This is a genomic window from Pectobacterium sp. IFB5596 (assembly GCF_021432585.1).
In the GTDB taxonomy this organism is placed as follows: Bacteria; Pseudomonadota; Gammaproteobacteria; order Enterobacterales; family Enterobacteriaceae; genus Pectobacterium; species Pectobacterium punjabense.
This window is the reverse complement of sequence record NZ_LXFY01000033.1, coordinates 49,578-64,445: the sequence shown is the minus strand read 5'-3', so window position 1 is coordinate 64,445 and position 14,868 is coordinate 49,578. Positions and strand designations below refer to the sequence as shown.

Genomic DNA, 14,868 nt, shown 5'->3' with positions numbered 1-14,868 from the left:
TGGGGAGAACCCGGGTGAATCAGCACATAGCGCATTTCTGGGATAGCCAGCAACACGACAGTCAGCAGCAGAATGTTCAACACGAGGCTACACCACGCACCGCAGGTTCCCGAGCGTTACGGATCGCGGTAACTCTCGCCTGTCTGGGGTTAGCCGGCTGTGCCGTCAAACCAGAACCTGTTACGGTCGAACAGCAGGTTGCACAGGCATTGAGTGACAGAACGCAGATGTTCGCTAATCAGGAGCCGGTACGCGGCACGATTACGCTGGATGAGGCGATTGCCCGTGCGCTGAAATATAACCTGCAACAGCGGGTCGCGCTGATGGAACAGGCAATGGAAGATGACCTGTTAGGCGTGCAGAATCTGGACATGCTATTGCCTAAACTGACCGCACGTGCCGGGCTGCAAACGCGCGATAATGTGGCCGGTTCTAGCAGTCAGTCGGTCACAACGGGTCGGCAGTCGCTGGAGGCGTCTACCAGTCAGGATCAGACCCAACGTACCGCCGATCTGACAATGAGCTGGAACGTGCTGGACTTCGGTATCAGCTATTTCAACGCTAAAGTACAGGCGAACAAATCGCTGGCGGCGGAAGAGCGTCGTCGTCGCGTAGTGGCAGATATTACCCGTCAGGTGCGTACCGCTTATTGGGAAGCGGCAACGGCGCAGCGTTTGCAGCCGGAAGTGACGACTGCGCTGACGCAGGCGCGTCAGGCGCTGGAATACGCACGCCAGACCGAACAACAGCGTTTGCTGGCACCGGTTGAGGCGCTACGTTTCCAGAAAAATATGCTGGAGATGGTGCGCCAGTTGGAAATCGTCGACAGCGATCTGGTGGTGGCGAAATCCCGTCTGGCCGCGCTGATGAACCTGCCGCCGTCCAGCAAATACGATGTCGTCGTGCCGAGCGAAAGCAGTCTGATTGCGCCAAAGATGGCCTACTCGCTCGACGATCTGGAAAACTTCTCGATGGTGAAACGCCCGGAAGTGCGCGAAGAGAGCTATCTGGCACGCAATAGCGTACTGGAAACCCGTAAATCGCTGCTGCGTCTGCTGCCGGGCGTGTCATTGTTTGCTGGTATCAACGGCGACAGCAACAGCTATCTGGTTAATCACCAGTGGGCAAACGCGGGCGTTCAGGTCAGCGGTAACCTGCTGAACGTGTTGTCGTGGTCATCGGTGAAACGTGCCGGACAGGCGAATGAAGATCTGGCAGAAGTGCGTCGTCAGGCACTGCGTATGGCGGTGTTGACGCAGGTGAATGTCGCCTGGCAGGAGTATCAGCAGAGCACGCGGATGTTTGGTCGTTATCAGGAACTGGCGCGGATTCAGCGCGGTATCCTCAACCAGACCACGCTTAGCGTACAGCATCGTGCCGAGACGCAGATGGAACAGGTGCGCGTTAGCACGGAAACCATTCTGACCACGCGCGCACGCGATCGCAGCTTTGCCGATGTGCAGAACGCATTGGGCGCAGTTTATCAGGCCGCAGGTCTGGACGTGCTGCCGGATAACGTGAACGATGTCAGTCTGGCGGCGTTAAGCAACTCGATCGCTCGCACCACGGGGGATCTTGAAAAAGGCGGCGTTGCGGTGCCGCGTTTGTCCCTGTCAACACCGGCAGTGCCAGCCACCACGACGGCTTCCACCAAAGCCATTTCTACCGCGCCTGCACCGTCAACCGCTGCGCCAGTCACAAAACCTATCGTGCCCACGACGGTTACGCCTGCGGCTAACGCGGGGAAACCTTACCGCGTGGTGAATACGGATATGTGGGATAACCTGCAATCCTTACAGGCGGGAGGCTCGCGTTAATGGCTGTCGGCATGGTGCGTCCGCTGTTACTGGTCAGTGCGTTAAGTCTGCCCCTATGGGGGCAAGCTGCGACGCAGGGAGACATTCGCGTGCAGCTTAGCGCGCAGCGCTATACCGTGTTATCCAGCGAAATTGCCGGGAAAGTGACGGATATTGCCGTGAAAGAAGGTGAACACTTCAAACAGGGGGATACGCTGCTCACGTTTGACTGCACCGTGCTGCGTGAAAAACTGAACTACTCAAATGCGGCAGAGAATGCCGCGCGTAAGAAACTGGCTATTGCCGATCGGTTGGATAAACTCAATTCGATCAGCCTGTCGGATGTCGATCAGGCGCGATCGTCGGTGTCGATGGCGCAGGCGGAAAGCGGCGTCAATCGTGCGATGCTGCAACGCTGTGCCATTAAAGCGCCGTTCTCTGGTCGCGTAACAGAAACCAAGGTTAAGCGCTGGGAATCGGTACCGGAAGGCAAAGAACTGTTGGCGATCTATGATGACAGTGCGTTCGAGTTGGAAATGATCGTGCCATCGCGCTGGCTAGTGTGGTTAAAGCAGGGTAGTGTTTTTCAGGTCACATTGGATGAAACCGGCCTGAGCTATCCGGCTGAAATCAGCCGCCTCTCGTCAGCCATCGACCCGGTTAGCCAATCGGTGAAGGTCTTTGGCCGGATTACGCAATCTACCGCCGGATTGCTGCCGGGTATGAGCGGTGTGGCACAAATCGTACCGCCTGATGCAGGTAGCGTAACCCCATGACCGAGCGGCATTCGACGGCAGCAGCATCAACTGAACAGGATACCCGGCTGGCGCTGCTGGCCGAGCTGTTACAGTTGCAAAGCCGTGCCAGAGCGCGAGAAACGCTGGATGAACTGGCATTTTTCATCGTCAACGAGACACATAATTTAGTGAAGTATCGGCAGGCGCTGCTGTGGGACTGCGATAAACAGCACTTGCAGGCGGCTTCCGGGCTGGCCTCGCTCGATCACAATGCGCCGTTTTGCACCGAATTTAGCCGCCTATGCCGGCAGTGGCAGGCAGAAGGACGTCAAGTGCAGGCGCTCAGTTTTCGGGATTTGCCCACGGACGATCGCCAACTGTGGCAGGAGCATCTGCCGGAATTTTTACTCTGGTTACCACTGCGCGTGGCACAAGGTGATGCGCCGTTAGTGCTGGTGTTAGCGCGAGACAGCGCGTGGTTGCCCGCCGAAATTATCCTGCTGGAAAAGCTGGCAGACGCCTACGCACATGCATGGTTAAGCCTGTGTAAAGTGCGCCGTCGTCAGGTCAAAAGCAGTCCGAAAAAACGCCGCCTCATCGTTGCTGCTGTGGTGGTGCTAATGCTGATCTTATTGCTCCCGGTTCGTCAGTCGGTGCTGGCTCCGGCGGAAATCGTCGCACATCGTCCGGTGATGGTTCGCGCTCCTGTAGCGAGCGTGGTGGATGATATTCTGGTTCGCCCTAATCAAACCGTTAGCGCTAACCAACCGCTGGTGCGGCTGGACGTGCGCGAACTGGAAAATCGTTTGGAATCGGCTCGGCAGGCTTTTGCGACTGCCGATGCCCAGTACCGTCAGGCACAACAACAGGCGCTGTTCGATGCCAACAGCAAGGCCAGTCTGGCCGTGCTGCAAAGCCGCCGCGAGCAGGCGCAGAGCGACATGGATTTTCTGCAACGTCAGCAGGAACGTATGCAGTTGGTTTCCCCGCGTGACGGCGTGGCGATTCTTGATGATGCCAGTGACTGGATTGGCCGTTCGGTAGCGGTTGGCGAACGTATCATGATGATCGCCGATCCACACGATGTGGAGCTGGAGATCCAATTGCCTGCGGCAGACGCGATTGCACTGGAAAACGGTGCGGATGTACGCCTGTTCCTCAATGTGGCACCGAATTCAGCACAAGAAGCGCGGCTTGAACAGATCGGCTATCGTGCCGCGCCAACGCCGGATAATGTGATGGCCTATCGGCTGCGTGCGCGTTTTACGCAGGATGATCCACAACTGCGCGTAGGGTTGAAGGGGACGGCTAAGCTATACGGAAAACGTACGGTGTTGTTCGTTTACCTGCTGCGTAAACCGCTGGCCTCTTTGCGCGTTTGGCTGGGCGTGTAACGATGGCTGGAGGCGCGATGCCTACCGCTGGGCTTAGCCCGCTGCGCGATGAACTGATCCTGCACGCCGGACCGGCTAACCGTGACGGCTCGCCCAGTTGGACATTGGAAGATCCGCTGCGCGGCCTCTATTTTCGTATCGGCTGGGCAGAAATGGCAATGCTATCGCGCTGGTCGATGGGGAACGCCGCGCAGATTGTCGCCGAGATTAACCAGACTTCCGCGTTGACGCTTGATGACAGCGATGTGCAGTACTTCAACCGTTTCTTACAGGCTAACAGCCTGACGCGTGTTTCCGGCGATGACGCGCTGGCGCAGTTTGCTCGTCAGGTAGAACAATCGCGTGTTTCGATATGGCGCAAGCTGCTAAAGAATTATCTGTTCTTCCGCATTCCCTTATGGCACCCGGATCGCTTTCTGGGTGCCACGCTGCCGTGGGTCGAACCCTTTTTCAGTCGTACTTTTCTCAAACTAACGCTGCTGGTGGCCGTGCTGGGGTTATTCCTCGCCGGACGCCAGTGGGAAACGTTCAAACATACCTTTCTACATTTTTTCACGCTGGAAGGGGCGGCGCTGGCAGGACTGACGCTATGCGTCACCAAGATTTTGCATGAGCTCGGTCACGCCTACACCTGCAAGCGCTTTGGTGCGCGGGTTGCCACCATGGGGGTCGCATTTCTGGTGATGATGCCAGTGCTGTACACCGATACGTCCGGTTCGTGGAAGCTCACCCGCCGCCGACAGCGGATGGCGATTGGTGCAGCGGGTATGATGACCGAACTGGCGTTGGCGGCATGGGCAACGTTGGCATGGAGCTTCTTGCCGGACGGTATGCTGCGCAGCGCCGCATTTATGCTGGCGACCACCACCTGGATCATGACGTTGGCGATTAACCTCAGCCCGCTGATGCGCTTCGACGGTTATTTTCTGCTTTCTGATGGATTACAGGTGCCGAATCTGCAAAACCGAGGCTTTGCTATTGGCCGCTGGAAGATGCGGGAATGGCTGTTTGGCTTAGGTGATGCGCCGCCGGAGCACTTTCCCCGTTGGCTACAACGCACGCTGGTGGGTTATGCCTTTGCGGTGTGGATATACCGTTTCTTTCTGTTTACCGGTATCGCGATTCTGGTTTATCACATGGCGTTCAAGTTATTAGGAATGCTGCTTTTCGCGATTGAAATCGGCTACTTCGTGGTGATGCCCGTGGTGAATGAAGTACGCGAGTGGAGTAAACGCCGTAAGGATTACCGTATGAACCGTAATATGACGACAACGCTGGCGGTGAGCGCCGTAGTTCTGCTCTTGCTGATGATTCCCTGGCAGCGCAGCGTATACGCACCTGCGCTGCTGCGGGCGGAACAGCAAAGCAGCCTGTACATGCCCGTGCCTGCGATGATTCAGCGCATTGAGGTGCAGGTTGGTCAGCCTGTGCACGCCGGGCAAACGCTGTTTACACTGTCGTCTGACGCATTGGCGCATGAACGGCAACAGCTTGAACGCCAGATTGCGACATTGAACTGGCAAAGCACTTTTCAGGTTTTCAACAAGGAAGCCGCAGGCGATCACCAACGCGTGAAGCAGGAGCATGAAGCCGCACTGCAAAAGTTGCAGGTATTGCAGCGACAGTCTGAGCAGTTGACGGTGCGTGCGCCGATAGACGGCGTAGTGGCAGATATGGCGACACCGCTGGATGCGGGCGAATGGCTAGGGCAGGGCGAGTGGCTGGCTGTGGTGACCAAACCAACCGGTGGACTGGTGGAAGCCTTCGTGTCGGAGAAAGATTGGCAGCGGCTCAGTACTGGCGCAAAAGGCACGTTTTATTTACAGGATGTCAGTCGTTCATCGTTGCCGATCACGATTGTGGAAATCGCCAGTACGGCGACCCGCGATCTGAATGCGGCACCGGAACTCGCCTCCGTATATGGCGGTGATATTGCCACGCTGAGCGATGCACAGCGCAAGCTGCACCCTGAACAGGCGGTGTATCGCGTATTGCTCAGCCTGCCTGCCGATTACCGTACTCAGCCGCAGGTACTGCGCGGCACGGTGGTGATGGACGGTGAAGCACAAAGCCTATTGGTTCGTGGCTGGAAAGTGGTATCCGCAGTGCTGATCCGAGAGCTGTCATTCTGATTAGTTTTGATTTCTGCGATGTCGATCCTGACTTTCTTCCCGCTATTGCCAGATTGTTATTTTTTCTGGCAGTGGCGTGAAGGAGGGCGCTTAACGCCTCGATTATGTTGTTCCTGATGTTTCTATCCTATCTATTTAAAATGGCAGAAATTTTTAATTTCAGCGACAAGGTTTGGTGCCATACCGAGATACACGGGGCTACCACGGTGCGAGGTGTCCCTGCGGGAACCTCATCACCGTGTTTCCCCTAATATCTGATATATGCCGTAGCCCGAACCATCGCGATAAACGTTTCTGTCTAAACAATGGAACACAAGAGGGCTGACTGTGAAGCGATCTGTCTTGTTGTTGGTGGGAGCCATGCTGGCACCCTATGGCTATAGTGCACAGGATAATGCCGTGTCGTTATCCGTTTCGGGCTTGAATACCGTGTTGGATAATGGCTTGCTGAAAGTCACATTCGGTGAGGATGGCAGCGCGGTGAGCATGGTGACGGGGGGTAAAAATATCGTCACCAACCTGTCCGGTGCGGCGCGTGACCCGAGCAAAACCCGTAGTGCTTACCTCGACTATTACGTTAAAGGCGTCAAAGATTTTGTCCCCGAGCGCGTAGAGGTGCTGCGCAACGATCGTGAGATGGCGCATGTGGCCTATATTGACGATCGCGGCGGGCTGCTAAAGCTTGAATATCACCTGATTATGCGGCGCGGCGTTAGCGGGCTTTATAGCTATGTGGTGGCCGAAAATAGCGGAAGTCAGAATGTTAACGTCAGTGAACTGCGTAACGTTTATCGCTTCGATCCTGCGCGGTTAGACCACCTCTACAGCGGCGTTCGTCAGGGCAAACCGCTACTCTATAGCCAGCTTGAGGCCTCACCAAAGGTGCAGGATGAAACCTGGCGATTACCAGATGGCAGCATTTATTCTAAATATGATTTTGCTGGCTATATGCGTGCCGCGCCTTTCTGGGGCGTTTTTGGTAACGGCGTGGGCGCGTGGCTGATTCACGGCAATCGGGAGTATTTCTCCGGCGATGCGCTCAAGCAGGATTTGCTGGTGCATCAGGATGCGATCATTCTGAACTACATGACGGGTTCGCATTTTGGCACGCCGGATATGAAAGCCCCGCCAGGCTGGAAGAAATTCTACGGGCCGTGGCTGCTGTATATCAATCAGGGCGATACCGCACAAATGCTGGCGGATGCACAGCGTCAGGCGCTGACGGAAACCGTCAGTTGGCCGTACCAATGGGTGAACGATTCTCGCTATGCGTTCGAACGCACGCAGGTGAGCGGACGCATTGCCAGCCAGCAGCCGGTGACCGTCGTGCTTTCGTCATCGCTGGATGAACCGTTCGATGTGCAGACCCGCGGTTATTCGTATCAGGCAACGACAGACTCACAGGGACATTTTGCTATTCCTCATGTCCGTCCGGGCAATTACCATCTAACCGTGTACGCCAACAGTGGTACTCAGCCAGGGGTATTGGCAGAGCAAACGCTGTCCGTTTCCGGTGATAAGCAAGCGTTGCCGGTGATAACGCTGCCGAACGCTGAACCGGTGGTTTGGGCGATTGGACAGGCAAATCGGCTGGCGAGCGAATTCCGCTTTGGTAACGAGGCGCGCAATACCCGCTGGCAGCATGAGGTTCCGGCAAATCTGACGTTCGATATTGGCCGCAGCGACTATCAGCGCGACTGGTATTACGCACAGACCAAACCGGGAAAATGGGATATCCGTTTTGCTCTGCGGCCGGAGAAGAAAACCTATTTCCTGAATATCGCACTGGCGGCAGCTAGCAACAGCGGCATGAGTGAACCATCCACGCCGCAACTGGCGGTAATGGTAAACGGCACAACGCTGGAGACGCTGACTTACGACAATGACAAAGCCATCTATCGCGGTGCGCTACAGAGTGGTCGCTATCAGGTTGCCCGTATCCCAGTGTCCTCCCGTTTCCTGAAAAATGGCAACAACACCATCACGCTACAATTAAAAGGCGGTAGTGTGATGTATGACGTGGTGACCTTAAGCGAGGAATAAACCCCGTTTAACAAGGTGAAGCGCTGGATTTCAGAGAGCCGTGGGCAGGGATAGCCCACGATAAAAAAATGCAGGAGCAATTTTCAACAACGCGAAGCGTTGGCCCGAAGGGTCGTGGGCAGGGATAGCCCACGATAAAAAAATGCAGGAGCAATTTTCAACAACGCGAAGCGTTGGCCCGAAGGGTCGTGGGCAGGGATAGCCCACGATAAAAAATTACTTCTGCTCGCTGCGAAGCAGTTGAGCCATCTCTTCATCGGACAGTTGGGTCACGCGCTGAACTAATTCCAGTTCCATCTCGTTTTGCAGCAGTTGGCGGGCGATGTTTAGTGCGCTAGATTTCATCCCTTCTTGCATACCTTCCTGCATCCCCTGCTCAAATCCCCTTTGGTGTAATTGCTGTGCAATGGTCATTGTGTCCTCCTTATGCGTTGACAGGGGCTCAGCCACTGAATCAATGAACCTGTCTATGTCAGATGTATTACCCACTTTTGCGACGTACAGTAATAACGCGTGCCGCAGTGGTAAAGACAGGTTCCAGTGTTCAAATAATAGCCCGATGTCGTGTGCCAATTCCAGCATATCCCGTGTTCGAATATGTTTTTGCACGAGTTCCAGCAGTGCGGCACGACGGTGCGTTTTGATCTCTTCATCTGGGATCACGGTCAGGTCTATCAGCGGAAAGGCATGATGGTAAACCTGTGCTGCCAGCGGTGGATCGGTGAAATGATCCAGCCACTGCATACTATACGGATAAGGACTGCGTTTGCCGTGATAGAACAAAAGCGGAATAACCACGGGTAACGACTGATGGCCTTGGGATAAATGCTGCTGCATCGCATCAAGGCAATAGCGTAATAACCGGAAAGCCATGAGCTTGTCGGGGCGGCTTTGATGCTCTATGACGCAATAGATATATCCAGAGCCTGAGCGAGTTTGTAGTGAGTACAGCATGTCTGACAGACGTGAGCGTAATGTGTTTTCGATAAACGATGCTGACTCCAACTGTAATGTACTGAAATCGCATTGCTGCTGAATAGCGGGTGGTAAGTGAGCGGCAAGAAAATCTCTGGCGATATCAATATCGCTCAAGAACTGCTTGAAAATGGCATCGTGAGGCTGCATCGCATCCTTCCCTGTGATGAGTATGCTGACACCATAGTGAATGGTTCAGAGAGGAAAAGTGTGCAGGTTATTATTGGGAATCCGTCCCGCAAAAAATCGCAGGAGCGATTTTCAACAACGCAAAGCGTTGGCCCGAAGGGTCGTGGGCAGGGATAGCCCACGATAAAAAATCGCAGGAGCAATTTTCAACAACGCGAAGCGTTGGGTTTCTGAAAGGAACTGGCCCGCGAAATGCGGGCCAGAGAGGCTGGTATTAGTGGGAACTGCCTTTTGAAGCGCCGACGCCAGTTTGTGAACGGACAAACTGTGCATGGAAGCGAGCGCGTTCCTGCTGTCCGGCTTCGGAGCGATCGGTGATGGAGAAGAACCAGATACCGATAAACGCGACCAGCATGGAGAAGAGCGCTGGATAATCGTAAGGATAAATCGGCGTGGCGTGGCCGAGAATTTTCACCCAGATAGTTGGCCCCAATATCATCAGAATGACGGCTGTTAACAGACCCGCCCAACCGCCAATCATGGCACCGCGTGTCGTCAGCTTCGACCAGTACATGGAAATGATAATGATCGGGAAGTTACAGCTGGCAGCGATAGAGAACGCTAACCCAACCATGAAGGCGATATTCTGGTTCTCAAACAGGATACCGAGCGAAATTGCTACCACACCCAGCACCAGTACGGTGATTTTCGAGACTTTCAGCTCATCACGCTCTGTCGCTTTCCCTTTCTTAATCACGTTGGAATAAAGATCGTGAGAGACGGCAGACGCGCCTGCCAGCGTTAGCCCGGCGACGACGGCCAGAATGGTGGCAAAGGCCACGGCGGAGATAAAGCCGAGGAAGAAGTCGCCGCCGACCGCATCAGCCAGATGCACGGCCGCCATGTTATTCCCGCCAATAAGTGCCCCCGTCGCGTCCTTAAACGCAGGGTTGGCACTAACCAACAGAATGGCACCGAAGCCGATGATGAAGGTCAGGAAGTAGAAATAACCCATGAACCCTGTGGCATAAAACACACTTTTCCGGGCTTCTTTGGCATCGCTGACGGTGAAGAAGCGCATCAAAATGTGCGGAAGACCGGCGGTACCGAACATCAGACCTAACCCGAGAGAGAGCGCGGAAATTGGGTCAGAAACCAGTCCGCCGGGGCTCATGATCGAGGCACCTTTTGGGTGAACCGCCATTGCCTGCTTGAATAGTGCGTCAAAGCTGAATCCGACGGATTTCATGACCATGACGGCCATAAAGGTGGCACCGAATAGCAGTAGGACGGCTTTGATAATCTGTACCCATGTGGTGGCGAGCATGCCGCCAAACATCACGTACATCACCATCAAAATACCAACCAGTACCACGGCTACATGGTAGTTGAGACCGAACAACAGTTCGATAAGTTTCCCCGCACCGACCATCTGTGCGATGAGGTACAGGGCCACGACCACCAGCGAGCCGCAGGCAGAGAGGCTACGGATTGGGCGCTGCTGCAAGCGATAGGAGGCGACGTCAGCAAAGGTATAACGGCCGAGGTTGCGCAGCCGCTCTGCGATCAGAAACAGGATAATTGGCCAACCGACTAAAAAGCCAAGTGAGTAGATCAGGCCGTCGTAGCCGGAGGTATAGACCAGCGCAGAAATCCCGAGGAAGGAGGCAGCGGACATGTAGTCACCCGCAATCGCCAGCCCGTTCTGGAAACCAGTAATGTTGCCGCCAGCCGTATAATAATCGCTACGTGAACGGGTTTTCTTCGACGCCCAGTAGGTGATATACAACGTACCGCCGACGAACAGCAGAAACATCACGATGGCCTGAATATTCAACGGTTGACGCTGTACATCTCCCGTGAGTGCATCCGCCGCCCACGCAAGCACCGGCAGCGTCAATAGCCCGAACAGCATCATAAAGCGTATTTTCATTGCTTTACCTCATCCAGTAACTGTTTGGTCAGACGATCAAATTCACCGTTAGCGCGATACACATAGACGCCTGTCAGAATGAAGGAAATCGCAATCAATCCCACACCAATCGGAATGCCGCGGGTAATGCTGGAATCAGGGCTGATCGGTGTTCCTAACCAGCCGGGCGCAAAGGCAATGAGCAGAATAAAGCCGACATAAAGCACCAGCATGATCAGCGAGAGAAAAGCAGCGAAACGCTGCCGCTTATTAACCAGTTCTCTGAATAAGGGGTTACTTTCAATCCGTTGATAAATGGCATCATTCATCGTAAGTCTCCAGTAATCTGTAGGGTTGGGTCTTACCGCGAGTCACCGCCTGATTTAGCACCAGCCACATCCCCGCAAGCCACGTCATGGCTTACGGGAATGGAGAGAGCGGTGGGTCAGGTAGTTATTGAGAGGCGGTACTCATGGCCTGCTTTTCTTCGAGCAGTTTTTCGACGACGCCAGGATCGGCCAGCGTTGAGGTATCCCCCAGATTGCTGGTGTCACCGGCGGCGATCTTACGCAAAATACGGCGCATGATTTTGCCGGATCGCGTTTTGGGTAAGGAGTCTGTCCAATGTAGAATGTCCGGCGTGGCAATGGGACCGATTTCCTTACGCACCCAGTTACGCACTTCCGTATACAGCTCGCTGGACGGCTCTTCGCCGTGGTTCAGTGTGATATAGGCGTAAATGGCCTGACCTTTCATATGGTGCGGGATACCTACCACGGCAGCTTCTGCAATCTTGGGGTGGGCAACGAGCGCAGATTCGATTTCCGCCGTCCCCAGACGGTGCCCGGAAACGTTCAGCACGTCGTCAACGCGACCCGTGATCCAGTAATAACCATCCTCGTCACGGCGTGCGCCGTCTCCGCTGAAGTACATGCCTTTAAAGGTGGAAAAGTAGGTTTGCTCAAAGCGGTCGTGATCGCCAAATAGGGTTCGTGCCTGACCCGGCCAGGAATCCACAATAACCAGATTGCCTTCAGCGGTGCCTGCCTGCGGGTTGCCGAGGTTGTCGACGAGCGCAGGTTGGACACCGAAGAACGGACGTGTCGCGGAGCCCGCTTTTGCCTCGATCGCGCCGGGGAGCGGGGTGATCATGAAGCCGCCCGTTTCCGTCTGCCACCAGGTATCGACGATAGGGCATTTTCCATTGCCAATTTTGTTGAAATACCACTCCCAGGCTTCCGGGTTGATGGGCTCACCGACAGAACCCATGATCCTGAGCGATTCACGCGATGTACCCTCGATCGCTTTATCACCTTCGGCCATGAGTGCACGGATTGCGGTCGGCGCGGTGTAGAGGATGTTGACCTGATGTTTATCGACCACTTGTGCCATACGGCTGGCATCTGGCCAGGTTGGCACGCCTTCAAACATCAGCGTAATCGCACCGCATGCCAGCGGGCCATAAAGCAGGTAGCTATGCCCCGTGACCCAACCGACGTCCGCCGTACACCAGTAGATGTCGCCAGGATGGTAGTCGAAGACATACTTGAAGGTCAGCGCGGCATAAACCAGATAGCCGCCAGTGGTGTGCAGTACGCCTTTGGGTTTACCGGTCGACCCTGATGTATAAAGGATAAAGAGGGGATCTTCCGCATTCATCTCTTCTGGTGGGCAATGGTCGTCTGCTTTTTCAACCAGGTCGTGCCACCACAGATCGCGCCCATCTTTCCATTCGCCGCCCTTTCCCGTACGACGGAAAACGATAACGCTGGAAATAGTGGTGACGTTCGGATTCTTCAACGCCTCATCAATATTCTTCTTCAGCGGAATCACCCGTCCGGCACGTACGCCTTCATCAGCGGTAATGACCAGTTTGGCGTTGGAATCGATGATACGCCCGGAAATCGCTTCGGGAGAGAAGCCCCCGAAGATCACCGAGTGAATCGCGCCGATTCTTGCACAGGCCAACATGGCTACTGCTGCTTCCGGCACCATCGGCATATAAATGGCAACGACATCGCCTTTCTTGACGCCTTGTGACTTCAGTACATTGGCGAAGCGGCACACAGATTGGTGCAGCTCTCGATAGGTGACTTTCTTACTTTCTGCTGCGTCATCGCCTTCCCAGATAATGGCGGTTTGATCGCCACGTTCTGCCAGATGACGGTCTAGGCAGTTTGCTGCCACATTAAGCGTCCCGTCTTCAAACCAGCGGATACGGATGTGGCCAGGGTCGAATGAGGTGTTCTTAATCGTTTCATAGGGTTTGATCCAATCGACGATCTTTCCCTGTTCACCCCAAAAGGTGGCGGGATCGTCAACGGACAGCCGATACATATTTTCGTATTGCTGGGCATTTATCAGTGCATTTTCCGCAATTGTAGCGGGAATGGCGTGTTTATTATGTTGTGTCATAGCGCTTCTCCTTAAACATGTTAATGCTATGTCAAATAATGGTTAATTGTAGTTAACCCGTTATCTTTGTTTCTTTTTTGCGCGATTGATCACGCAATGCAGGAAAAGCAATGAAGCGTTACTTAAAAGATAGTCTTTTGGTTCAGGAAACAGGCTGCTTTTTTTGGGTAGCCAAAACGCGATAAGTGATGTATGTCACAATATGAAAGTCAGTAGAATTATCTATGCTGTTATAATGTCATTAACGATCAATTCATTGTTTTCAATAGATTATGTCTATCGTTATCAAGTTTTTGATCGCCCTTTACGATCAAAGGGTATAAAGATCCCGCTTATTCAGCCGATAGTAAAAATCCTGTTCAGAGTATATTTCTACGTGAGCCAGCTATTTAGCGCACTCAAGTGTGTTTCATATGTTGATATTTTGTTCTATTTGTTAATTATATGTGGACTATTAATGAAATAGATTTATCTGATTATCAACGGGCAGATAAGTATGAATAATCTACACTCTAGGTGGTTGCATAGCACAGATGCTGGCTTTCTTAAAAAGAGTAAAGATGCCGCTCAGCAAGTTGCTGACAACAAAGAAAAGTGAAATGTTATTTTTGTGTCTTATTCAGAAATATCCGGTTTCCAAAAATAAATAACATAGATATACCCAACATCACTGACGTCGAGTAAGGCGGCAGATGTTTGAGCCTTGGTAGCCTAAGAACATGTAAAGGGTTCTGGTTAGTGATTTCACCTTCTTCATCAGGTGATTTCCTGGGGTAGGGAAGAACACTATTAATCCGGAAACCTTTTGTATTCCGGTAGGTTGATTGCTTATCAATGGTGCACTGTGAGGGCATGGTGCGCTGTGAGATATCTTTTTACATAGCATGATGCAGAGGAAACAATGAGTCTGATATTTGGCCGGAATGAGATTTTAGGCATGCTTTCTCAACCAGTTCAGAATGATCGGCGTGCTGTGGCAGTGATTGACGAGAAATGTAAAGTCGTCTGCGCAAATTCTGCCTTCAACGCCCATTTTGGATTACGTGCTGAAATGAATACGCCCGTCTCAATTGATGATGTGCTACCTATCAATGTGAAGTTTGCCTATCACGACTTTATGACGAATGCGAACGTGTTGAGTACACGCGTGGTGTCGGATCTGTTGTCTGATGGCTTTACGAAAAAGCAGCTCAGTACGCTGTCTTTTTCTAAGCTGAACGTTGAAAACCGGGTACTTTCTTTGCTAATCCTGAACCAAGAGACGGTTGAGCCTTCAACAAATTTGGCTTCATAAGTTTGAAGAATCGTAGACTATCTGACCGGAAGCGTAGACTC

Annotated in this window: 10 protein-coding genes; 6 read left to right on the top strand and 4 right to left on the bottom strand. The window is 53.4% G+C overall.

The window, feature by feature from the left end; genetic code table 11:
- Positions 1 to 14: 14 nt before the first annotated feature.
- From A6301_RS21150 to A6301_RS21130, 5 genes are all read left to right on the top strand, one after another.
- Positions 15 to 1,817 (top strand): TolC family protein, encoded by a 1,803-nt coding sequence (locus A6301_RS21150; protein WP_234258674.1) that lies wholly within the window; start codon positions 15 to 17, stop codon positions 1,815 to 1,817.
- Complete coding sequence (locus A6301_RS21145) at positions 1,817 to 2,572, top strand: efflux RND transporter periplasmic adaptor subunit (RefSeq protein WP_234258673.1); 756 nt, start codon at positions 1,817 to 1,819, stop codon at positions 2,570 to 2,572. The genes A6301_RS21150 and A6301_RS21145 overlap by 1 nt, the downstream gene beginning before the upstream one ends.
- Positions 2,569 to 3,927: an efflux RND transporter periplasmic adaptor subunit gene (locus tag A6301_RS21140; protein ID WP_234258672.1), complete on the top strand. Its 1,359-nt coding sequence runs from the start codon at positions 2,569 to 2,571 to the stop codon at positions 3,925 to 3,927. Before A6301_RS21145 ends, A6301_RS21140 begins: the two co-directional genes overlap by 4 nt.
- A 2-nt stretch (positions 3,928 to 3,929) precedes the next feature.
- Complete coding sequence (locus tag A6301_RS21135) at positions 3,930 to 6,059, top strand: HlyD family efflux transporter periplasmic adaptor subunit (protein WP_234258671.1); 2,130 nt, start codon at positions 3,930 to 3,932, stop codon at positions 6,057 to 6,059.
- A 327-nt stretch (positions 6,060 to 6,386) separates the two neighbouring features.
- Positions 6,387 to 8,102: a polysaccharide lyase family protein gene (locus A6301_RS21130; protein WP_234258670.1), complete on the top strand. Its 1,716-nt coding sequence runs from the start codon at positions 6,387 to 6,389 to the stop codon at positions 8,100 to 8,102.
- A gap of 216 nt (positions 8,103 to 8,318) precedes the next feature.
- On the opposite strand, the gene A6301_RS21125 is transcribed toward A6301_RS21130, so the two are convergent.
- The 4 genes from A6301_RS21125 to acs all read right to left on the bottom strand — a co-directional run bounded on the left by A6301_RS21125 (position 8,319) and on the right by acs (position 13,533).
- Positions 8,319 to 9,227, bottom strand: coding sequence for an Rpn family recombination-promoting nuclease/putative transposase (locus tag A6301_RS21125; RefSeq protein ID WP_095993715.1), 909 nt, complete (start codon positions 9,225 to 9,227; stop codon positions 8,319 to 8,321).
- A gap of 253 nt (positions 9,228 to 9,480) precedes the next feature.
- Positions 9,481 to 11,139 carry a cation/acetate symporter ActP gene (gene actP / locus A6301_RS21120; RefSeq protein ID WP_107170384.1) on the bottom strand — a complete coding sequence of 553 codons (1,659 nt, stop codon included), beginning with the start codon at positions 11,137 to 11,139 and terminating at the stop codon, positions 9,481 to 9,483.
- Complete coding sequence (locus A6301_RS21115) at positions 11,136 to 11,447, bottom strand: DUF485 domain-containing protein (protein ID WP_234258669.1); 312 nt, start codon at positions 11,445 to 11,447, stop codon at positions 11,136 to 11,138. Before A6301_RS21115 ends, actP begins: the two co-directional genes overlap by 4 nt.
- Positions 11,448 to 11,571: 124 nt before the next feature.
- Positions 11,572 to 13,533, bottom strand: a complete 1,962-nt coding sequence (gene acs, locus A6301_RS21110) for an acetate--CoA ligase (RefSeq protein WP_234258668.1) — start codon at positions 13,531 to 13,533, stop codon at positions 11,572 to 11,574.
- Positions 13,534 to 14,434: 901 nt separating this feature from the next.
- On the opposite strand from acs, the gene A6301_RS21105 reads away from it, so the two are divergent.
- Positions 14,435 to 14,827: a transcriptional regulator gene (locus A6301_RS21105; RefSeq protein WP_107170381.1), complete on the top strand. Its 393-nt coding sequence runs from the start codon at positions 14,435 to 14,437 to the stop codon at positions 14,825 to 14,827.
- The last annotated feature ends 41 nt before the right edge of the window (positions 14,828 to 14,868 follow it).